Annotated in this window: 14 protein-coding genes and 2 riboswitches; of the genes, 6 read left to right on the plus strand and 8 right to left on the minus strand. The window is 61.5% G+C overall.

The features are described 5' to 3' along the window. Nucleotides 1–90: 90 nt before the first annotated feature. On the plus strand, nucleotides 91–1,377 hold the full coding sequence (locus tag B5G37_RS08495) for a hypothetical protein (protein WP_087256423.1): 1,287 nt from the start codon (nucleotides 91–93) through the stop codon (nucleotides 1,375–1,377). Between the two features lie 6 nt (nucleotides 1,378–1,383). Further along, nucleotides 1,384–2,079: a DUF6320 domain-containing protein gene (locus tag B5G37_RS08500; protein ID WP_087256425.1), complete on the plus strand. Its 696-nt coding sequence runs from the start codon at nucleotides 1,384–1,386 to the stop codon at nucleotides 2,077–2,079. A 31-nt stretch (nucleotides 2,080–2,110) separates the two neighbouring features. Here B5G37_RS08500 and B5G37_RS08505 read toward each other — a convergent pair whose 3' ends face one another. The 8 genes from B5G37_RS08505 to B5G37_RS08545 all read right to left on the minus strand — a co-directional run bounded on the left by B5G37_RS08505 (nucleotide 2,111) and on the right by B5G37_RS08545 (nucleotide 12,109). Continuing rightward, nucleotides 2,111–3,154, minus strand: a complete 1,044-nt coding sequence (locus B5G37_RS08505) for a helix-turn-helix domain-containing protein (protein WP_087256427.1) — start codon at nucleotides 3,152–3,154, stop codon at nucleotides 2,111–2,113. A gap of 152 nt (nucleotides 3,155–3,306) precedes the next feature. Continuing rightward, nucleotides 3,307–4,251, minus strand: a complete 945-nt coding sequence (locus tag B5G37_RS08510; protein ID WP_087256429.1) for an alpha/beta hydrolase — start codon at nucleotides 4,249–4,251, stop codon at nucleotides 3,307–3,309. Between the two features lie 16 nt (nucleotides 4,252–4,267). Continuing rightward, on the minus strand, nucleotides 4,268–4,792 hold the full coding sequence (locus tag B5G37_RS08515) for a DUF308 domain-containing protein (RefSeq protein ID WP_087256431.1): 525 nt from the start codon (nucleotides 4,790–4,792) through the stop codon (nucleotides 4,268–4,270). Between the two features lie 93 nt (nucleotides 4,793–4,885). Then, a complete protein-coding gene (locus tag B5G37_RS08520; RefSeq protein ID WP_087256433.1) occupies nucleotides 4,886–6,289 on the minus strand; it encodes a Sapep family Mn(2+)-dependent dipeptidase in 1,404 nt (467 codons plus the stop codon). Between the two features lie 94 nt (nucleotides 6,290–6,383). Next, nucleotides 6,384–7,022, minus strand: coding sequence for a helix-turn-helix transcriptional regulator (locus B5G37_RS08525; protein WP_087256435.1), 639 nt, complete (start codon nucleotides 7,020–7,022; stop codon nucleotides 6,384–6,386). A gap of 670 nt (nucleotides 7,023–7,692) precedes the next feature. Then, nucleotides 7,693–8,433 (minus strand): amino acid ABC transporter ATP-binding protein, encoded by a 741-nt coding sequence (locus B5G37_RS08530; protein ID WP_087256437.1) that lies wholly within the window; start codon nucleotides 8,431–8,433, stop codon nucleotides 7,693–7,695. A gap of 1 nt (nucleotide 8,434) precedes the next feature. Continuing rightward, entirely contained in the window at nucleotides 8,435–10,279 is a 1,845-nt protein-coding gene (locus B5G37_RS15925) for an ABC transporter substrate-binding protein/permease (RefSeq protein ID WP_343229703.1), read from the minus strand. Nucleotides 10,280–10,412: 133 nt separating this feature from the next. After that, nucleotides 10,413–10,584, minus strand: a riboswitch (Lysine riboswitch). A gap of 115 nt (nucleotides 10,585–10,699) precedes the next feature. Beyond that, nucleotides 10,700–12,109: a sodium:alanine symporter family protein gene (locus B5G37_RS08545; RefSeq protein ID WP_087256439.1), complete on the minus strand. Its 1,410-nt coding sequence runs from the start codon at nucleotides 12,107–12,109 to the stop codon at nucleotides 10,700–10,702. 122 nt (nucleotides 12,110–12,231) lie between these two features. After that, nucleotides 12,232–12,333: riboswitch (glycine riboswitch) on the minus strand. 834 nt (nucleotides 12,334–13,167) lie between these two features. Here B5G37_RS08545 and secA point away from each other — a divergent pair. The 4 genes from secA to B5G37_RS08565 are packed head-to-tail and all read left to right on the plus strand — an operon-like array spanning nucleotide 13,168 to nucleotide 22,002. Then, nucleotides 13,168–15,960: a preprotein translocase subunit SecA gene (secA, locus tag B5G37_RS08550; RefSeq protein WP_087256441.1), complete on the plus strand. Its 2,793-nt coding sequence runs from the start codon at nucleotides 13,168–13,170 to the stop codon at nucleotides 15,958–15,960. Nucleotides 15,961–16,004: 44 nt separating this feature from the next. After that, nucleotides 16,005–16,817 (plus strand): peptidoglycan editing factor PgeF, encoded by an 813-nt coding sequence (gene pgeF / locus B5G37_RS08555; protein WP_087256443.1) that lies wholly within the window; start codon nucleotides 16,005–16,007, stop codon nucleotides 16,815–16,817. Next, on the plus strand, nucleotides 16,814–18,289 hold the full coding sequence (locus tag B5G37_RS08560) for an ABC transporter substrate-binding protein (protein ID WP_087256445.1): 1,476 nt from the start codon (nucleotides 16,814–16,816) through the stop codon (nucleotides 18,287–18,289). Before pgeF ends, B5G37_RS08560 begins: the two co-directional genes overlap by 4 nt. Before the next feature lie 14 nt (nucleotides 18,290–18,303). Next, nucleotides 18,304–22,002 carry a phosphoribosylformylglycinamidine synthase gene (locus tag B5G37_RS08565; RefSeq protein WP_087256447.1) on the plus strand — a complete coding sequence of 1,233 codons (3,699 nt, stop codon included), beginning with the start codon at nucleotides 18,304–18,306 and terminating at the stop codon, nucleotides 22,000–22,002. Nucleotides 22,003–22,561: the final 559 nt, after the last annotated feature.

The raw sequence follows: 22,561 nt of genomic DNA on the forward strand, positions 1-22,561 counted from the left end.
ACAAACCGGGACGTTTTTTTCGAGGTGTTGCCACAGGGCGGCGGGCATATTATAATAGAGCCAAATCAAAACGGGAGGAGGGAGTAGGAGATGAAGCGACGGGGTGGCCAGGAAAAACCCTGGTTTCAGCTGGACAACGCGGCCATGATGTATTCCGCCATCCAAAGCGGCAACTATTCGGCGGTGTATCGCTTTTCCGCCGTCATGACTCGGGAAGTGGACACCCAGGCCCTCCAGCGGGCCATTGACATCACCATGCCCCGGTTTCCCGGTTTTCATGTGAAGATTCGGAAGGGCGTGTTCTGGTACTACTTCGAGCCCGACGACAGCCCCGGCCCCTTTTTGCAGCCGGACATTCAAAACCCCTGCCAGCCGGTGTACTTTCAAAACCGGGACCCTTTGATCCGCTTTTTCTACTACCGCCACCGGATCTCCATGGAGGTGTTTCACGCCCTGGCCGACGGTGGCGGGGCGCTAGTGCTGTTTAAAACTATGTTGGCGGTGTATTTGCGCCAGTTGGGGGAGGAGATCCCTAACGAAGAGGGTATTTTGGACGTGGAGGAGGCTCCTGACCCCCAGGAATGGGAGGATGCCTATGCCCGTTATACCCGCAAACGGGTGCGGCTGGGTCACTCCGATCCAAAGGCCTACCCCTGTACCGGTACCCGGGAGCCCTTCTACACCCTTAATGTCACCATGGGCTTTGTCTCGGTGCAGGCTCTGCGCCAGGTGGCCAAGAGCCACGGGGCATCCATCACCGAGTATTTGGCGGCGGTGCTCATCCAGTCCATTCTGGCCCGGCAACGTCGGGAGGGGCGACGGCGGGAGCTGCCGGTGGCCCTAGCCATTCCCATCAATCTGCGGCCTTATTTTCCCACCCGCACCCTGCGCAACTTCATCCTCACCGTGCGCCCCTCCATTGACCCGGAATTGGGGGACTACACCCTGGAGGAGATCATTGCCCAGGTGCACCATCACATGCGGCTGCACATCACCCGCCAGGAGATGCAGGGGGTCATCACCCGCAACGTGTTTCTCCAAAAATTTCTCCCCCTTCAGCTCATCCCGGTTCCGGTGAAAAATTTTGCGGTGGACCTGGGATACCGCATTGCGGGTAACCGCCCCTACTCCACCACCTATACCAACCCCGGGGCCTTCCGGGTGCCCAAGGAGATGGAGCCCCATATCCAGCACATGGAGGTGGTGTTGGGCCAGTCCTACACCCCACGGGTCAACTGCGCCTCCATCAGCTACGGGGACACCATGGAGATCACCTTTGCCGGTACGGTGAAGGAGACGGATGTGGAGCGGGACTTTTTCCGCACTTTGGTGCGGGACGGCCTCCACGTGAAGGTCACATCCAATCGAAGGGAGTGAAGGAGTATGTCATACTGTGTCAACTGCGGGGTGGAGCTGGACAAGGACGCTGCAACTTGTCCCCTGTGTCAGACCCCGGTGGTCAATCCGGTGTGCCCGGTGGACACCACCCTTCCCCCCAACTTCCCCGTGGAGCGGCGGGAGGTGGAGCCGGTGAACCGCAAGGAGCTGGCCCTGCTGCTCAGCACCATGCTGGGGTGCGCCGGTGGGTGCTGCCTGCTGCTCAACCTGGTGTTGTGGCGGGGGATGCACTGGTCCATTCTGGTGGCGGGGGCCTGCGCCATGCTGTGGGTGTGGACGGTGGGGCCGCTGCTGCTGCGAAAAGTGCCTTCCATCTTTCTAGTGGGATTGGATCTGCTGGCGGTGGCGGGCTATCTGTGGCTCATCGCCCTGGCGGTGGACGGCCTGGACTGGCTGGGTCGGCTGGCCCTGCCCATCTGGTGGGGGTGCTCGGTGGTACTGCTGTTTTTGTGGTACATTTTGCCCCGCCGCTCCATTTTGAGCCGGTGTATGCTGGTGCTGGGGGGCGGCGTGGTACTGATGCTGTGGCTGGAGTTTTGCATTGACCTGTTTTTGGGCAGCTACCAGCCCATGTGGTCCATTGTGGTGGCGGCGGTGGGGCTGGCCCTGGTGTTGCCGCTGCTCATCATCCGCTACCGGCCCGACTTGCGCCGAGAGGTGCGCAGACGATTCCATTTTTAAGAGAAAAACTCCCCCATTTGGGGGAGTTTTTTCACGTGTGAAAGCGTTGAAGAAGGGCCTGGGCCTTGGGGTGGTCCCGCAGCCAGGTAAAGTCCGGGTCGCGCTCCAGCTGGGAGAGGAGCAAGGTTCGCAGTTCACCGGGCTGGAAGTCCTTGGCCTGGGGAGCCATGCGGCGGTACAGCACCGTATCGCCCAGCTGCCAGGGTTGTTCCAGGACCTCCAGCATGTGCTCCAACTCCGTGAGGGCTTCTTGGGCGTTCTGGGTGTGGACGGCCACTTGCCACAGGGCGGTGTGCTGGTTGTACGGCCACAGGTCCAGCACCTGGGCCAGAGTTTGAGATTTCTTCGCCACGATTTGGGCGGTTGGGATGTCCCCACAGGAAAGCTCTGCATCCACCAGCTGGGACAAAAGCAGCTGTATTCGGCTCCCTTCTTGGAACAGAGCCTGTTCCAGGGCCAGGGCGGCCTCCTCTGGCTGCCCCCGTTTCAGGTAAATGGACACCTGGAGCAGGAGCTTGTCCGGCAGGGAGGCGGACATCACCCGTTTATCCGGGATGGTGTCCAGCACCTCCTGGGCCTCATCCAGCCGGTTTTGCCGGATGTAGCGGTTGACCTGCATGGAGTTGGCGCTGGCCTGAATGGTCTCATCCTCGCTCTGCCTCAGCTGGGCGTACCAGGCGGAGATTTCCGTCTCCAGTTCCGGGTGGATCCCGGGAGCCTGCACCAGTACAGCATCCAGAAGTATGGCCAGATTGAGGCGCAGATGTTCATCCCGGGGGAATTCCCGCAGTTTCTCCCGGGCCAGGGAGAAGGCTTCGTCTGGGGCCTTTCCCACCAGTTGGTTGCAGAACAGGCCAATCTCCTGACGAGACAGGGTTTCATGGAATCCAAACAGGGTGTTCATGTCTACATTTAAGAGGCGAGCCAGAGGCGGCAGAAGTCCCACGTCGGGGCTGGTGAGGCCGTTTTCCCACTTGCTCACGGCGGCGGTGGATACATTGAGACAACGGGCCACCTGTTCCTGGGTGAGGCCCAAGGCCTTGCGCTGCTGTTGAATGATGAAGTGCATAGGCATAAGTCATACCCCCTCTTGTGGGCTTTTTGTGCTTTTATTATACGGATATTTCAGAGAATGTACAATGGAGGCGTGGTTAAAAGACGGGTGAGAGAAGTTAACTCAGGGTTAAAAGAGGCATAAAAGCTCCCCCAGATGGGGGAGCTTTTCGCTTAATCGTATTGCTGCAAGAAAGCCGCCATGTGCTCCATGGCCTCTCCGGCGCTTTTTACGGGGAACATCTGGAACACATGCCACATGTCCGGCCAAGTGCGGATGATACAGGGCACTTCCGCCTGTTGCATGGTTTGGGCCAGACGGGTGGAGTCATCCCGAAGAATTTCCCGTTCACCCACGTGGATGAGGGTGGGGGGAAAGCCGTGGAGGTCGGCAAAGAGAGGGGATAGATGGGGGTCTTCCCAGTTGCCCTGGGGGGCGTAAGCGCCCCGTACGGCGTGGACATAATCGGATGTAATCATGGGGTCCAAGTCCCGGGCGGTGGTGTAGGACCCCCCCGAAGCGGTCATATCCGTCCAGGGGGAGAAGAGGAGCAGCTTGCTGGGCAGCATGCGGCCCGTCTCTTTCAGGCGCAAGGTCAGCTCCAAGGCCAGATTTCCCCCGGCGGAGTCACCGGCTACCACCACGTCCCGGGCACCGTATCCCAGATGCATCAGGTAATCCCAGGCGGTGAGGGCGTCTTCCAGAGCGGCAGGATAGGGGTGTTCGGGAGCCAGCCGGTACTGGAAGGCCAGCGTCTCCCGGCCGGTGGCGGAAGCCATTTTGGCCGCCAGCACCCGGGCGTAACCCAAATTGCCGCTGGTGTAGCCGCCACCGTGGCAGTAGAGAATGATTTTCCGGCGCTGGTGTCCCCGTTCTGGACGGACCCAAGCCATGGGAAGATCCTGGTGAACAAAGGGCTCCCAGCTAAAGCCGATGGGGGGAGAGGCCAGCCGCCCCAGCACCTCCTGGCCTCTGCGCTGGCGATTCAAATCGCTGGGGTCCATGGAGTCAGGGGAGGTGGCGGAGTGGATGGTTTTCAAAGCGGCCATCATGCCTTCGGTGAGGCGTTTGTTCAGCCGCTCGGCGCGCTCCCGGGGGAGCAGGGCGTGGTACTTCATGGGAAACCTCCTGGCATCAGCGGATGGAGCGGGCGGCGATGAAGTCGGCCACGCCGTCCAAAATCAGGCCCAGGCCGAAGAATTGGATCACCATCTGGGCGGCCTGGAAGGGATTGATGAGCAGCACGATGCCCAGAATGAGGGGAACCAAGGTGGAGGCCACGCCATAGGCCATGCCAGGGGCGTGGGTTTGGATGGCATCCAGCATCACGGGCAGTTTTCCCACCCCGTCCAGCAGCAGCAAAGCACCCAGCACAAAGGGGAGGAAGGAAAGGATCACGTGGGGGCGCAGCAGGGCAAACAGGGCAAAGAGCAGGGGGAGCACCGAGAGAAACAGGTCGCCTCCAAAGGCTTGGCCCACCTTTCGGCCCTGGAGATAGCGGACAAAGTGGGGTACGGCGTACACCAGGCAGCCGATGGCCAAGGCCCACACAAAGACAGTGCCTACGGCGGCGGGGAAGAGCAGCAGGGGCAGACCCAGAACGATATACACCACGGCCATACCCACCGAGGCGTTGCGGGACCAGAAAAAGTTGAACATATGCAGGACCTCCTTTGTAACGCCATTGTATCATATCCCCAGGCGAAAGGGAAACCAAAAAGGGGCCACGGCAACCGCCGTGGCCCCAAGAAATTATTCCGCGCACATATCCAGGATAATGTGGGCAAACAGCTTGGCCGACAGCATCAGATCGGCGATTTTCACCCGCTCGTCGGCGCCGTGCAGGTGGGTGTCGAATCCAGGCATGGTGCAGCCGAAGGCCACGCCGCCGGGAATTTCATGCACATAGGTGCCGCCGCCGGTGGACAGGCACTCGCCCTTTTGTCCCGTATACTCCTCGTACCGCTTGAGCAGGGTCTGCACAAAGGGAGAGTCGGCGGGGGTGTGGTGGGCCTCCTCCTGCTCACCTTCAAAGGTGAAGCCGCGGGATTCAAAGGCGGCTCGGGCCACGTTCTCGCAGTTCTCGCGGGTGGCGCACAGGGGCACCCGGGAGTCAAAGCGGCCGGTGAGGCCGGTCTCGGTGACCTCCAGCAGGGTGAAGGCCACGGTCAGATCCCCGGCGATGGGCTCGGACTGGGCGATGCCCAGGGCGCGGCCGTGGTAGTCCCCGTGGGGGAGCAGAGCGTTGAGGTCAGAAAGGGCCTGCTTGCAGGGGCCGTCGGCCAGGGGCAGGGCGCACAGCAGGGCAATGAGGCCGGTGACGGCGTTGTTGCCCCCCTCGGGCCAGGCGGCGTGGCTGCCCTCGCCCTTGGCGTGGATGACGGTGCAGTTGCCCTCGGTGGCAAAGGTGAAGGTAATGCCGGTACGGGCGGTGATGTCCCGGGCAAAGGGATGTACCTCGTGGAGGGTCAGGCCCTCCACCGCTGCCTCGGCATCACCGGGCAGCACGTTGATACGGAAGCCGCCGTGGAGCCACTTGACCCGGGGCAGAGCCTCCTGGACGGGCCAGGAGCGGGTGAAGGTGGGCTTCAAGCCGCCCTTCTCGGTGTTGATGACGGGATAACCGGAGTCGGGGGAGAAGGTGGCGGGGGCGAAGGGGTGGCGGGCAAAGTACCATGCGATGTCCCCCGAACCGCTCTCCTCATTGGTGCCCATGATGAGGCGGCAGTTGGCCTTCAGGGGCACGCCCAGGTCCTTCACTGCCTTCATGGCCAGCAGAGAGGCCACCACAGGGCCCTTGTCGTCGTCGGTGCCACGGCCGTAGATGAGGCCGTCCACCACCTTGGGCTCATAGGGCTGGGTGACGGTCCAGCCTTCACCGGGGGCCACCACGTCCAGGTGACCCAGGATGTGCAGAGCGTCCTCTTTGTCGCACAGGTCGGCGGTGCCCACATATCCCTCGTGGTTGGTGGTGATGAGACCCCACTCCTGGGCCAGCTTCAGACCCTCGCAGAGAGCGGCGGCAGGGCCGGGTCCAAAGGGAGCGCCGGGGGCGGGCTCGCCCTCCACACTGTCAATGGACACTAGGCGGCACACGGCCTTCACCAGCATGTCCTGTTTGTCCTGAAAATAGGCTTCTAATTGTTCACGATACATAATGTAATCTCCTTAGTGAAACGGGTAAACAGCTATCCTCCACATTGTATCCCACCGGGGGACAAAAAACAAGGGAAGAACGGTCGAAAAGGGCTCACTCTTCTTCGCCGTGTCCGGCCAGCTCGCCCAGGTATTTATACACCGTGTACCGGGAGACTCCCAGGTGCTTGGCCACATAGGGCACAGACTTGCGGAAGGAAAAGGCGTTTTTCTGCTCCAGCATGGCGATCATGCGCAGCCGGTCTTTCTTGTTCAGGGCGTCCACAGGCTTGCCTAGGGCGGCCAGACACCGCTCGAAGAGGTCGGCCAGCTGCTTGGAGTCCCCCTCCTGCCACAGGGCGGACTGCAAATCCGAGCTGGCGCTCATGAGATCCACCAAAATCCGGTTGGCAAACACCAGAGAGGTGTAATCGAAGTTGATGCCCAGGGCCAGGTTGTAGTCCTCTCCAATGAGATGGAAGGTGGAGGACTTGGTCTGACGTCCGTCGGGGGTGGTGGCGGCCAGGTTGACAAAGTCGGTGACCGAGGAGTCCTCGTCCAGCTCCAGGCCGATGCCCAGGATGTCCATGGTGGAACCCACCTCACGACCAGATACATGGCCATTGTAAATGGACAAAATGGGGTGGGAGGGAACTCCCATGTCGTGTACCAGGGTTTCGCAGGAGGAGCCGAACATCTCGGCAATGCCTCTTGCGGTGCGGTCTAAAAATTCAAAGGCCTCGTCTCGTGTCATAGGGAAGCCCTCCTTCTTTACAAACTGTTAACCTTTATTGTACTAAATTGTGGCCAAGTTGGCAAGGGGGCAAACGGATTCCTAAGGGGGTTTCAGCCGGGTGGGGACGCTCCGCTGGAGAACGCGCTCCACTGGGGTCCATGTGCTTTGCTCCGCAGGGTGACTTTCTCCCCCGATGAGAAAGTCACCAAAGAATCGCCTAGGGCGTTCCCCCCTAGGTACCCCCCTGAGGTCTCCTTGCCCAGCGCTGGAGCATTCCACCGCCGACGCTGAGGTATATGGAATTGTCTATTTTCCTTGCGCCGCTGCCGCTGATGCATTCCGTGTAGTACCATGGTGCTTCTTTGGCAACAGCGTCTGGTCTGGGAGCAGGCCGTCAGCTGCCACTGGTGGCAGGCCCTGTGCTTCTGGGGCAAATTCTCTCCACACAGGGACAGTGAGCGGCAGCGGATGTAGCGGCACAGAGTATCGGCTTACCTCTGGGTCGGTTTGAGTTGCTCCAGCATCAAAAGACTGCTGACCCAAGGGAGGTTCTTAGGGGGGAACGCCCTAAGCGGCTTTTTCGTCTATTTTTGGCCGCTCAAAAATAGACCCCCAGCGGGGAGCGTCCCCAGGCTTCCAAGGCTGAAAAAACAGGCGTGTTGCTTTTGATGCAACACGCCTGTATTTCTTATTCTCCCATAAACCGGGCCAAAAACTCCCGGGTTCTGATCTGCTTGGGGTTGGTGAACACATCCTTGGGATCGCCCTGCTCGCAGATGACTCCGTCGGCCATGAACACCACGTGGTTGGACACATCCCGGGCAAAGGCCATCTCGTGGGTCACCACCAGCATGGTCATGCCCTGGGCTGCCAGGTCCTTCATCACCGAGAGCACCTCGCCCACCATCTCAGGGTCCAGGGCGGAGGTGGGCTCGTCAAAGAGCAGCACTTCCGGCTCCATGGCCAGAGCTCGGGCGATGGCCACACGCTGCCGCTGGCCGCCGGAAATCTGCCGGGGGCGGGCGTTGATGTAGGGGGCCATGCCCACCTGTTCCAGGTACTTCATGGCGTTTTCCTTGGCCTCAGCTTTGGACTTTTTCAGCACCTTCACCTGTCCTACCATGCAGTTTTCCAGCACGGTCATGTTGTTGAACAGGTTGAAGGACTGGAACACCATGCCCACCTTGGAGCGGTATTGGCAGGGGTTGAAGCCCCGGGCGGTAATGTTTTCCCCGTGGAAGAGGATGTCGCCGGCGGAGGGGGTCTCCAGGAGGTTGACACACCGCAGCAGGGTGGACTTGCCCGAGCCGGAGGCGCCGATGATGGAGGTCACGTCTCCGGGGCGCACGGTAAAGTCGATATCTTTCAGAACCTGGTGACTGCCAAAGGACTTGGACAGATGCTGGATTTCCAAAATTGCGTCATTCATGTTACCGATCTCCTCTCGTGCTGCCATTTCGGTTTTTCAGGCCCAGGGCGATGCGCTCCCGCTCCTCCTTGCTGTGCTCATCAAAGGGAGTGCCCCGGTTGGGGTGGCTGTACGTTCCGGCGGTCATGGTTAAAGCGTCCACCTGCACCAGCTCGTAGTTGTCCGAGCCGTCCAGGCGCTTCTCAATGAGGCGCAGGGCGGCGGAGGCCAGCAGGGTCATGGTCAGGTAGCCGATCATCTCAATGGCGGCGGAGGGGAAGTACAGGTTGTTCACGCCCACGATGTAGCGGTGGAAGGCGAAGAACTCGGTGAAGCTGATGATGAACATGACCGAGGTGTCCTTGATGTTGATGATGAAGTTGTTGCCGATCTGGGGGATGATGTTGCGAATGGCCTGGGGCAGGATCACCGAGGTCATGGTCTGGAAGTGGTTCATGCCGATGGCCCGGGCGCCCTCGGTCTGGCCGGGGTCAATGGAGATGATACCGCCGCGCACCGACTCAGCCATGTAAGCGCCGGTGTTGATGGACACCACAATGATGGAGGCCAGCCAAATGCCTTCGGTCCCTCGGAAGGCCACCGAGCCATTGGTGAAGTAGGGCAGGCCGTAGTAGATAAACACCGCTTGCAGCACCATGGGCGTGCCACGGAACACCTCCACGTAGATGCGCACGATGGCCCGAATCACTTTCAGCAGGATGCGCTTGGGCAGGGAGTCCTGCTTGGCGTAGGGAATGGTGTTCAAAATGCCGCACACCAAGCCGATGACACAGCCGATGACGGTGGCGATCACGGCCAGGATGATGGTGTTGAGAATGCCGCTGAGATAGCCGGGATAATAGTCTCGCAACAGCTGGGCCATATCCTGTCCCAGCTTGACAAAGAGGTTTGCATCGGTCCCGTCGGTGGCGGGCTGAGCGGCGATAGCCTGGTCCATGATGGCGTCAAAGTCCTTCTGGGTGAGCTGGGAGAGGACGGCATCCATGGCGCTTTTCAGCTGGGTGTTGCCCTTCTTGACGGAAATGCCGATGTTCACATTCTCCGCTCGCTCTTCCTCGGTGGCAAACTGGAAGTCCCCATCGGTGCCGGAGAAGTCCAGCACCACCAGGTTGTCGTCCTTGGCGGCGGCGCCCTTGGCGGTGGGCATATCGGTGCAGATGAAGTCGGCCATGCCGGTTTGCAGCTGCATAATCATGGCGGGGGCATTGTCGGCGGGGGATAGAATGTTGGCGTTTTCAATCTGGGGCAGGCAGGAATCATACCAGATGGTGCCGGACTGAGCGGTGCAGGTGCCGCCGGCCAAGTCGGCGATGGAGGTGGCAGAGGCGTAGGGGCTGTCCTTGGTGGTGACGCACACGATGGTGGCGTAGTAGTAGGGGCCAGCCATGTCCACTTCCTTCATGCGGTCGGCGGTCATGGACTGGCCGGCGATGTTGGCGTCCATGGTGCCCGCCTGCACGGCGGGGGTCAGGGAGTCCCAGGCGCTGGAGACAATCTCCAGTTCCCAACCGTAGGCCTCACAGATGCGCTTGGCGATCATTACGTCATAGCCGTTGGCGTAGGAGCCGGGGACATTGGAGATCTCCACGGCTCCGTTGGAGTCGTCCATCTGCATCCAGTTGTAGGGGGCGTAGGCGCACTCCATACCCACGGTGAGTACGCCGTCCTCCAAGCCGGGGATGGTGGAAGTGTCCACGTCGGTGAAGTCGGGGACATCGGGGATGTCCGCGGCGGGGACCTGGCTGGTGGCGGCGTCGGAGCCGGAGTCCGACGAGCCGGCGGTACAGGCTGCCAGGGACAGCATCAGCACCGCAGCCAGGAACAGGGCAAAGATTTTCTGTTTCATGGGGGTTCCTCTCTCCTTCTTGGTGATTTGCCTTTGGGTGGCTGCACGGGGGCAGCAAAAAAGGCCATGAACCGCGTGATGCGATCATGGCCAACAAACCCCCGCGCCCAAAATGGAGCGGGAACCCGGTGTACACCATGATAGCGCTTCACACCAAGTCAGTGTGACAGTCCGCAGGGTATTCCCCTACGACCCAGGTACAAAGTGGGTGGAAGCCCCTTTGCCCTTCGGCAGTGACACCTCGCATCCCACGCCCTTCCAGGCAGATGTGGGATGCCCATTGGCACCGCGCCTCTATCAGTGGTTCATTTTGGCGGTATTATATCTCCCCCGGGCAGAATTGTCAACCAAAACAACGATTTTTGGCAAACCTGCCCGGGGGATGAAGGGGGGGACGGGAAAACTATGGGGAAATTCCCGTTATTTCAGGGCTTTTCCCCGATGCTGGGCGATGCCCACCACAATGGAGGACAGGGCAAACAGGGCGATGGCGTTGGGGATGACCATGAGGTTGTTAAACAAGTCGGTGAGGCCCCACACCAGGTCGTTGGACATGGTGGTGCCCAGGAAGATGAACACCAGGGCCAGCACCCCGTACACGGGGGCGGCCTTCTTGCCAAAGAGGTACATCACGTTGATTTTACCGAACAGGTTCCAGCCCAGCACGGTGGAGAAAGCGAAGAAGAACAGGCAGATGGCCACGAAGATGGCTCCAAAGTGGGCGCCAAACACGGTGCCAAAGGCGGTTTGGGCCAGGTTGGCGCTGTTGAGGGTGGCGGTGACGTCTCCCACATAGCCGCCAGCCAAAGGGCCGTCGTGGGTGTACAGGGTGGAGATAACCACCAGGGCGTTGAGGGTGAGCACCACGAAGGTGTCGATGAACACGCCCACCATGGCCACCACGCCCTGCTCGTGGGGGTCTTTCACGTTGGCCTGGGCGTGGGCGTGGGGGGTGGAGCCCATGCCCGCCTCATTGGAGAACAGGCCACGCTTGGCGCCCTGGCTGATGGCGGTTTTGATGGCGTAGCCAAAGCCGCCGCCAATGATGGCCTGGGGCTGGAAGGCGTAGCGGAAGATCATGGCGAAGGTCTCGGGCAGGTAGGTGATGCGGGCCACCAGCACCGCCACAGCGCCCAGCAGGAAGATGGCGGCCATGATGGGCACCAGCTTCTCGGTGACGGCGGCCAGACGCTGCACGCCGCCCAGGAAGATGAAGGCGCAGATGACCACCAGCACCAGACCCATCACCCAGGATGGCACGCCAAAGGCGGTCTGGAAGGTGGAGCCGATGGAGTTGGACTGCACCATGCAGCCCATAAAGCCCAGGGCCAGAATAATGGCTACGGCGAAGAAGCCCGCCAGGAATTTACCAAAAGCACCCCGGAAGGCGGTGGTAATATAGTACACGGGGCCGCCGTGGATGTGGCCGTCTTTGTCAATGACACGGGTGTGGATGGCCAGAGTGGCCTCGGCGTAGATGGTGGCCATGCCGAAAAAGGCAATGATCCACATCCAGAAGATGGCGCCGGGGCCGCCGGTGAGGATGGCGCCGGAGGCACCCACAATGTTACCGGTACCCACCTGGGCGGCAATGGCGGTGGCTAAGGCCTGGAAGGAGCTCATGCCCCGCTCCTGGGCGCCGCCCCGCAGAGACAGGTTGCCAAAAACCTTTTTCATACCTTCTCCAAAGCAGCGCACCTGGACAAACCGAGTGCGGATGGAGTAAAACAGGCCCACACCAATGAGCAAAAACACCAGAATGTAGCTGGATAAATAGTCGTTCAAGGTGTTGACCAGGGGTAAGAGCGTGGCTTCTACTTGCTGTAACATGGGTATCCTCTCCTTTTGTCTTTTGCCAAAACAAAAACAGGCTGCGGAAGTGAGAATCCGCAGCCTGAGGAAATGCTGAGCCAGCACCACGCCCACCCAAGGGGAACGGGTACCATCCAGAAATGATTTCCTCTGTCCTTTTGCCTGAGAGATTGGCCAGACCCCTACGGGGTCCGACGTTGCACCTTCGGCACTCATTGCTGAGCTTCTCCAGAGTTACATCCACGTACAGTCCTCACCCCGGGAGTCCGGGGAACCTGAGAGTGTCACTCCTTCGGTAGGCCGCTTGGCCTTTTCCTGCACGCTTCGTCTGTTTTTGTTTTGTTGTGATGGACATTATACCGCCGCTGACGGACAGTGTCAAGGGAAATGTTGCACAGTAAAGTGGCACAGAGATGCGCCAGGATTTGGATGCACCCCCAGGGTGTGCTCCGCAGGGTGACTTTCTCCCCGATGAGAAAGTCACCAAAGAATCGCCTAGGGCGTTCCCCCCTAGGTACCCCCCTGAGGTCTCCTTGCATGGCGCTGGAGCACCTCCCACCGACGCTGAGGTAAGGAGGATTGTCTTCTCTCCTTGCGCCGCTGCCGCTCATACTCACTGTGTAGGACCGTAGTGCTTCTTTGGCAAAAGCGTCTGGATTGGGAGCAGGCTGGCTGCCACCACCTACGGCAGGCCCTGTTCTTCTGGGGCAGGTGCTTTCTACACTGGAACGGTGAGCGGCAGCGAATGTAGCGGTACAGAGTATCAGTTTACCCCTGGGCCGGTTTGGGTTGCTCCGGCAGCCTAGGGCTGCTGACCCAAGGGAGGTTCTTAGGGGGGAACGCCCTAAGTGGCTTTTCGTCCATTTTGGCCACTCAAAATGGACCCCAGCGGAGCGCGTTCCCTGCACGAGGAACGTGGAGAATCGTTCCGTAGAACTTGGGAAGTGTGGGCCTGCCCCGATGAAACATGCGGGAATTTGCAATTTCCTCTTTTTTCTCCCAGTGGGTTATGGTATACTACATAAGTTAAAATGGGTTGTTCTACCCAAGCACTGAACCAGAAAGGAAGCGCGAACATGGGTTTGTTTACGAAAATATTTGGCACCCCGTCCCAGCGGGCGGTCAAGGCGCTCACCCCCATTGTGGATAAAATTGAGTCTCTGGAAGAGGAGATGAAGGCTCTCACCGACCAGCAGCTGCGGGCCAAGACCGACGAGTTCAAGGCTCGTCTGGCCAACGGCGAGACTCTGGACGACATTCTCCCCGAGGCCTTCGCCGTCTGCCGTGAGGCCGACTGGCGTGTGCTGGGTATGCGCCCCTACCGGGTGCAGCTCATCGGCGGCATCATCCTCCACCAGGGCCGCATTGCCGAGATGCGCACCGGTGAAGGTAAGACCCTGGTGGCCACTCTGCCTGCCTACTTGAACGGTCTGTCCGGCAAGGGCGTGCACATCATCACCGTCAACGACTACCTGGCCAAGCGTGACTCGGAGTGGATGGGTAAAGTTTACCGCTTCTTGGGCCTGTCCGTGGGTCTGGTCATCCACGGCGTGGAGAAGGAGGCGAAGAAGGCCGCCTACGCCGCCGACATCACCTACGGCACCAACAACGAGTTTGGCTTCGACTACCTGCGCGACAACATGGCCATCTACGCCAAAGAGCTGGTGCAGCGGGGCCACAACTTCGCCATCGTGGACGAGGTGGACTCCATCCTCATCGACGAGGCCCGTACTCCTTTGATTATTTCCGGCCAGGGCGAGAAGTCCACCCAGCTCTACCAGCTGGTGGATAACTTCGTGGCCCGTCTCAAGTGCGAGCGGGTGACCTCTGTGGACGTGAAGGAGGAGGAGGCCGCCGACATCGACGCCGACTACATCGTGGACGAGAAGGCCCGCACCGCCACCCTCACCGCTCGAGGCATTGCCAAGGCCGAGCAGCAGTTCAACATTGAGAACCTGTCCGACCCGGAGAACACCACTCTGTCCCACCACATCAACCAGGCCATCAAGGCCCGTGGCGTGATGCGCAAGGACATCGACTACGTGGTCAAGGACGGCGAGGTCATCATTGTGGACGAGTTCACCGGCCGCTTGATGTATGGCCGCCGCTACAACGAGGGTCTGCACCAGGCCATCGAGGCCAAGGAGCACGTCACCGTGGCCCACGAGTCCAAGACCCTGGCCACCATCACCTTCCAGAACTACTTCCGCCTCTACGACAAGCTGTCCGGCATGACCGGTACTGCCATGACCGAAGAGGAGGAGTTTGGCCAGATCTACTCCCTGGATATCGTGGAGATCCCCACCAACCGGCCCATCGCCCGTATTGACCACCCCGACCAGGTGTACAAGACCCAGGCGGGTAAGTACCGGGCTGTGGTGGAGCAGATCAAGGCTTGCCACGAAAAAGGCCAGCCCGTGCTGGTGGGTACCGTTTCCATTGAGATTTCCGAGCTGGTGAGCAAGCTCTTAAATCGGGCGGGCATCCCCCACAACGTGTTGAACGCCAAGCACCACGACAAGGAAGCGGAGATCGTGGCCCAGGCCGGTAAGCTGGGCGCCGTCACCGTGGCCACCAACATGGCCGGCCGTGGTACCGATATTACCCTGGGCGGTAACGCCGAGTACATGGCCAAGGCTCTGCTGCGCCGGCAGGGCATGAGCGATGAGATGCTGGCCGAGTGCGATGGCCACGCCGATACCGATAACCAGGAGATTCTGGCCGCCCGTCAGGCGTTTGCCGAGGCGGAGGCCCAGTTCAAGGCCGAGATCAAGGAAGAGGCCGAGAAGGTCCGGGAAGTGGGCGGCCTGTACATCCTGGGCACCGAGCGCCACGAGTCCCGCCGTATTGACAACCAGCTACGCGGCCGTGCCGGCCGTCAGGGCGACCCCGGCGAGAGCTGCTTCTTCCTGTCCATGGAGGACGACATTCTCCGCCTGTTTGGCTCCGAGCGCATCCAGGCCATGATGGAGAAGCTGGGCGTGGACGAGGACACCCCCCTGGACCAGAAGATGCTCTCTGGCGCCATCGAGTCCGCCCAGAAGCGGGTGGAGTCCCGCAACTTCCAGACCCGTAAGACGGTGCTGGAGTACGACGACGTGATGAACACCCAGCGTGAGGTCATCTACAAGCAGCGCCGCCAGGTGCTGGATGGGGAGGACGTCCACGCTGCCATTGAGAACATGCTTACCACCACCGTCACCAACCTGGTCTCCGGCCACGCCGGGGAGCAGGGCAAGCTGGACCTGGAGGGCTACCGGGTGGCCCTGGCCCCCTGGGCGGGCATCATGTTCACCCCCCAGCAGCTGCAAGAGGTGAAGGAGGAGCTGGACACCCTGTCCACCCAGGCCCTCACCGACAAGCTGTTGGACATGGCCCGGAGCAACTACCAGCTCCAGGAGGCCGCCATCACCCAGCAGCTGGCCGAACTGGGCCAGACCGGCATCCAGAACCCCATGCGGGAGCTGGAGCGGGTGATCCTGCTGCGGGTGGTAGACGAGTACTGGATGGACCACATCGACGCCATGACCGAGCTGCGCCAGGGCATCGGCCTGCGGGCTTACGGCCAGTCCGACCCCGTGGTGGAGTACAAGCGGGAAGGCTACGACATGTTCGAGGAGATGATCGCCGCCATCCAGGAGGAGACCCTGCGGCGTCTGTTCCGGGCCCGCATCCGCACCAACCAGGGCATCCAGCGGGAGCGGGTGGCCAAGGTCACCGGCGAGTCCGGCGGCGCTTCGGATGGGACTGTGGCCAAGCAGCCCACCAAAAAGACGGTGAAGATCGGCCGCAACGACCCCTGCCCCTGCGGCTCGGGTCTGAAGTGGAAGAAGTGTACCTGCGAGCAATATCACAGCCAGCAGCAGTGAGACCTCACTGCGGGGCCAAGTTATGAACGGGGAGGAAACTGACCATGACCATCACCCAAAAGCAGCATCAGGGAGTGACCTTTTTCGCCTCTCAGGAGATGGAACAGGCCGGTGGAGTAGCCCATGGCTTCTCCACCCGTCTGGGCGGCGTGTCCGGAGGCATGTGGGCGTCCCTGAATTTGGGGGTGAGCCGGGGAGACGACCCGGACCACGTGCGGGAAAACTACCGGCGGTTCTTTGCCGCTATTGGGGCGCAGAGCCCCACCATGGCCATGTCCAACCAAATCCATGAAAACCATGTGCGGGTGATTACCAAGGCGGACACCAAGCAAGATCCCTACGAAAAGGTGTCTTACGAGGCCGACGGGCTGGTCACCGACCTGCCCGGAGTGACCCTGGTGATCTTCTCCGCCGACTGCCTGCCCATTTTGTACTATGATCCCGTGCGCCAGGTGGTGGGCGCGGCCCACGCCGGGTGGCGGGGCGCCGCTGCCGACATTGCCGGGGCGGTGGTGCGCAAGATGGAGGAGGTCTACGGCAGCCAGCCCCAGGACATTCTGGCCGCCATTGGACCCGGCATCGGCCCCTGCTGTTTTGAGACCCACGAGGATGTGCCCAACGCCATGATGGCCGCCTTCTCTACCCCGGTGCTTCAATACCTGCACATCCAGGAAAACGGCAAGTATTCTGTGGATTTGAAGGGAATTAACCAGATGCGGCTGGAAAAGGCGGGGGTGCTGCCCGAGCACATCGGGGTGTGCGACGTGTGCACCAGCTGTAACCAGGACCTGTTCTGGAGTCACCGGTGTGTGGGCAACAACCGGGGCTCCATGGCTGCTGCCATTGGGCTCAAATGAGAAAACGAACCAAGCTTCTGGCGTTGGCGGCAGCGGGCATGATGCTCCTGTCCGCCTGCGCTGCGTCCCCACAGGAGGAAAACCCCTCGGCGGCCCCCTCTGGCACCACCCAACCGGTACAGACGGGGGTGTTTTCCCTGGCCTATGACCCCAAACAGACCATGCACCCCATCACCGGCACCAACGGGGTGAATGTGGAGCTGGGGGGACTGGTGTACCAGGGCCTCTATGAGTTGGATCAGAGCTTCCAGCCTCAGCCCCGGCTGGCCGCCGGGGCCACCGTGAGCCAGGACGGCCTGACCTGGACGGTGGAGGTGGCCCGGGGGGTGTGCTTTTCCGACGGCACACCCTTGACCGCGTCCCATGTGGTGCAGTCCCTGGAGCTGGCCCGCACCGCAGCCCGGTACCAAAGCCGCCTGTCTGGGGTGACCGGGGTGTCCCAAGTGGGGGGCCACACAGTGGTTATCACCCTGTCCGCCCCCAACGCACAGTTTTTGTCCCTGCTGGACGTGCCGGTGGTACTGGAGCGGGAGGGGCAGGACCCCTTGGGCACCGGTTCCTACCTCATGGAAGATGGGATGCTCAGCCCCAATCCGTACAGCGCCCTGGTGGACACCTTACCGGCGGAGAATATTCCCCTGGTGGAGGTCAGTTCCCCGGACCGGCGGGTGGCTGCTTTTGACAGCGGGGAAGTGTGGATGGCCACCACGGAGTTTTTCTCCCCCGACGCTCTGGGTTATTCCGGCACCTGTGAGGTGGTGGACTATCCTACCACCCAGCTTCTCTACCTGGGCTTTCGCACCCAGGGGGGCGCGTGTCAGGATGAGAATCTGCGCCGGGCCATTTCCGGGGCGCTGAACCGGCAGAATCTGGTGGATGTACAGCTGTCCGGCCACGGAGACCCCACGGCCCTGCCTATTTCCCCGGCGTGGGGAGAGCTGCCTGAGACCACGGTGGAGGAGGGGACAGCCACCCAGACCTCACTGCGGCTGATTGTCAATGAAGATAATCCCACCCGCCAACGTCTGGCCCAGGCCATTGCCACCCAGCTGGCGGGCATCGGCGTGACGGTCACGGTACAGACCCTGGCCTGGGAGGACTATGTGTCCGCCCTGGAGCGGGGCAATTTTGATTTGTACCTGGGTCAGGTGCAGCTGACCCAGGACTTCAACCTCACCACCCTGCTCACCGGCTCTCTGGCTTACGGCGGGAGCCAGAGCGAGGTGCAGGCCCTGCTGGACGGCTGGCGCAGGACCGGGAGTGAGACGGAGCTGGAGGCTTATGTGCAGGGCTTTGCCCAAAAGGCCCCTCTGGCTCCCATCTGTTTTCTCCGGGGTTCCCTGCTGGTGCGGTGGGGACTGGTGACGGGGGTGGCCCCCACCCAGGCAAACCCCTATGCAAAGGTGGATCAGTGGACGATATTCTCGTCCGTGGAAGATAAAAACACTGCAATCCAAGATCAAGATAAATAAGGGAGAGTGTGGCAATGAGCATGGTATTTCGCTGCTTTGTGGAAAAGAAGCCCGGCTTCGACGTGGAAGCGGGGCACTTGTTGGGCGAGCTGAAAGGCCCTCTGGGGGTGGATACCCTCACTGGCGTGCGGGTGATCCGCCGCTACGACGTGGAGGGTGTGGAACAGAAGGTGTACGAGGCTGCCCGCACCACCATCCTCTCTGAGCCCCAGGTGGATGGCATCTGGGACGAGGAGATGCCCGGCCTACCCCAGGGCGAGCACACCATTGTGGCTGTGGAGGCTCTGCCCGGTCAGTACGACCAGCGGGCGGACTCCTGCGCCCAGTGCATCCAGATGATGACTGGGGGGGAGCGTCCCACCGTGCGCTGCGCCACCGTGTATGTGCTGGAAGGCAAGTTGACCGGCGAGCAGTTGGACAAGATTCGAGGCCACCTCATCAACCCCGTGGAAAGCCGTGAGGCGTCCCTGGACAAGCCGGAGACCCTCCAGAGCCAGTATCCCGTGCCTGAGGCCGTGCCCGTGCTCCACGGCTTCACCAAGCTGGATCAGGCAGGCCTGGAGAAGCTGCTGGCCCAGTACGGTCTGGCCATGGACCTGGCCGACCTGACCTTCCTCCAGGGCTATTTCCGGGACGAGGAGCAGCGGGATCCTACTCTCACCGAGGTGCGGGTGGTGGACACCTATTGGTCCGACCACTGCCGCCACACCACCTTCTCCACCTACCTGGACCGTGTGAACGTGGAGCGGGAGGACGTGAAGGCCGCCTATCAGCGCTACCTGGATGCCCGTGTGGAGGTGTACGGGGAGGAGAAGGCCGCCAAGCGGCCCCAGACCCTCATGGATTTGGCCACCATCGGTGCCAAGACCCTGAAAAAGCGGGGCAAGCTGCCGGAGCTGGACGAGAGCGAGGAGATCAACGCCTGCTCCATCCATGTCCCCGCCCAGGTGGACGGCAAGGAGCAGGATTGGCTGCTCATGTTCAAAAACGAGACCCACAACCATCCTACCGAAATTGAGCCCTTCGGCGGCGCGGCCACCTGCATTGGCGGCTGTATCCGGGACCCCCTGTCCGGCCGTGTGTATGTCCACCAGGCCATGCGCGTCACCGGCGGCGGCGACCCCACCGTCCCCTTTGACCAGACCATTCCCGGCAAGCTGCCCCAGCGCAAGATCGCTCAGACTGCCGCTGCCGGTTACTCTTCCTACGGCAACCAGATCGGCCTGGCCACCGGCCACGTGGCCGAGGTCTACCACCCCGGCTACATCGCCAAGCGCATGGAGTGCGGCGCGGTGGTGGGTGCCGCTCCCGCCAGCCACGTGCGTCGGGAAGTGCCCGCCCCCGGGGATGTCATCATCCTGCTGGGCGGCCGCACCGGCCGAGACGGCATTGGCGGTGCCACCGGCTCCTCCAAGAGCCACAACATGACCTCTCTGTCCACCATGGCCAGTGAGGTCCAGAAGGGTAATGCCCCCGAGGAGCGCAAGATTCAGCGCCTGTTCCGCCGGGGCGATGTGACCCGCCTCATCAAGCGATGCAATGACTTCGGCGCTGGCGGCGTGTCCGTGGCCATCGGCGAGTTGGCCGACGGCCTGACCATCGACTTGGACGCCGTGCGCAAAAAGTACGACGGTCTGGACGGCACCGAGCTGGCCATCAGCGAGAGCCAGGAGCGTATGGCCGTGGTGGTGGCCCCCGAGGACGCTGAGGCCTTCATGGCCGCCGCGCAGAGCGAGAACCTGGAGGCCTATCAGGTGGCCACCGTCACCGAGAGCCCCCGCATGGTCATGACCTGGAAGGGCCAGACTGTGGCCAACCTCAGCCGCGCCTTCCTCAACACCAACGGTGCCGTCAAGCACGCCCAGGTGGAAGTGCCCCAGGGCACCGTGGAGCCTGTGGCCGGTGCCAATACCCTGCGGGAGATGGCAGGCAGCTTGAAGAGCGCCTCCCGCCGTGGCCTCACCGAGCGGTTTGACGGCTCCATCGGCGCCGGCAGCGTGCTCATGCCCTTCGGCGGCAAGACCCAACGTACTCCCGCCCAGGCCATGGCCGCCCTGTTCCCCGTGGGGCCCGGCCAGGAGACCGATCAGGCCAGCCTGATGGCCTGGGGCTTTGACCCCGACTGGATGAGCGCCGACCCCTACCGGGGCGCTCAGGCCAGCGTCATCACCTCCATGGCCAAGATCGTGGCCGCCGGTGCAGACTACACCAAGGCTTACCTGACCTTCCAGGAGTTCTTTGAGAAGCTACGGGACGAGGCCGTGCGCTGGGGCAAGCCCTTCCAGGCGTTGCTGGGCGCTCTGGATGCCCAGCTGGGTCTGGAGAGCGCCGCCATTGGCGGCAAGGACTCCATGTCCGGCTCCTTCATGGAGTTGGACGTGCCTCCCACCCTGATTTCCTTTGCCATCGCCCCCGTGAAGGCGGGCGAGGTCATTACCCAGGAGTTTAAGGCCGCCGGTCACCCCGTGTATCTGTTCGGCGGGGCCGAGCTCACCGACTACGCCGCCCATCGCGCCGCCTTTACCCAGTTCCACGCCCTGTGCCAGTCCGGCAAGGTGGCCGCCGCCTGGGCCGTGGAGAACGGCGTGGCTGAGGGTGTCATGAAGATGGCCCTGGGCAACGGCGTGGGCTTTACCGCTGAGAGCGGTGTCAACGCCCCCTGGTACACCGCCTGCCCCGGCATGATGATTGCCGAGTGCACCGAGGCCGTGGAGGGCGGCATTCTGTTGGGCTACACCAACGACACGGGTGTCATCACCATCGGCGACGACAGCGCCTCCATCGACGAGCTTTTGAAGCTCAACGACAGCGTGTTGGAGACCGTCTATCCCACCGACGCTGGCCTCAGTGGCGACGTGGAGACCATCTCTTGTGACAAGCGCTCTCCTGCTGTGTTCTCCGGCTCCATTGCCAAGCCCCGGGTGGTCATCCCCGTGTTCCCCGGCACCAACTGTGAGTTTGACTCCGCCCGGGCCTGCGTGCGGGCTGGTATGGAGGCGGAGATCGTGGTGGTGCGCAACCTCACCGCCGAGGATCTCCAGCAGTCCGCCGTGGAGCTGGAACAGGCCATTGCACGCAGCCAGATCATCTTCGTGCCCGGCGGCTTCTCCGGCGGCGACGAGCCCGACGGCTCCGCCAAGTTCATCTGCTCCTTCTTCCGCAACCCCCGGCTCACCGATGCGGTGCATGACCTGCTGAAAAACCGGGACGGCTTGATGCTGGGCATCTGTAACGGTTTCCAGGCTCTCATCAAGCTGGGTCTGGTGCCTTACGGCGAGATTCGGGAGATGGACGAGAATTGTCCCACCCTGACCTATAACACCATCGGCCGTCACCAGAGCCGCTATGTCACCACCCGTGTGGCCTCGGTCCAGTCCCCCTGGATGCTCAAGAGCCAGGTGGGCGACCTGCACTCCATTGCCATTTCCCACGGCGAGGGCCGCTTTGTGGCTCCTGAGAACGTGGTGCGGGAGCTCATTGCCAACGGCCAGGTGGCCACCCAGTACGTCAATCCCCTCACCGGAGCCCCCACCATGGACATGGTGGGCAACCCCAACGGCTCCGTGTGCGCCATTGAGGGCATTTTCTCCCCCGATGGCCGGGTGTTCGGCAAAATGGGCCACTCCGAGCGGTGCGGCGCCCATGTGGGCCTCAACATCGTGGGCGACAAGATGCAGCCCATCTTCGAGTCCGGCGCTTTGTACTTCAAATAAGCATAGAATGACAACATCCTCCAGGCGAAAGCCTGGGGGATGTTACTTTTGAGAAAGTTTTTGGCAGTTCTCCGGTCTGGGAACGCTCCGCTGGGCCCGATTTCTCCACGATGAGAAATCGGGGAAAGAATCGCCTAGGGCGTTCCCCCCTAGGTACCCCCCTGAGGTCTCCTTGCATGGCGCTGGAGCATCCCCCACCGACGCTGAGGTAAGGAGGATTGACTGTTCTCCTTGCGCCGCTGCCGCTAATGCCTTCTGTATAAGAATAGAGTGCTTCTTTGGTAACAGCGTCTGGATTGGGTGTAGGCTGGCAGTCACTACCGATGGCAGGCCCTGTGCTTCTGGGGCAAATGCTATCCACATTGGGACAGTGAGCGGCAGCGGATGTAGCGGCAGAGGGTATCAGCTTACCCCTGGGCCGGTTGGAGTTGCTCCAGCGGCATAGGGTTGCTGCCCCAGGGAGGTTTTTAGGGGGGAACGCCCTAAGCGGCTTTTTCGTCTATTTTTGGCCGAACAAAAATAGACCCCCAGCGGGTAGCGTTCCTACCAGGTTGGCAAG

It is taken from the genome of Pseudoflavonifractor sp. An85 (assembly GCF_002161235.1).
Taxonomy (GTDB): domain Bacteria; phylum Bacillota; class Clostridia; order Oscillospirales; family Oscillospiraceae; genus Enterenecus.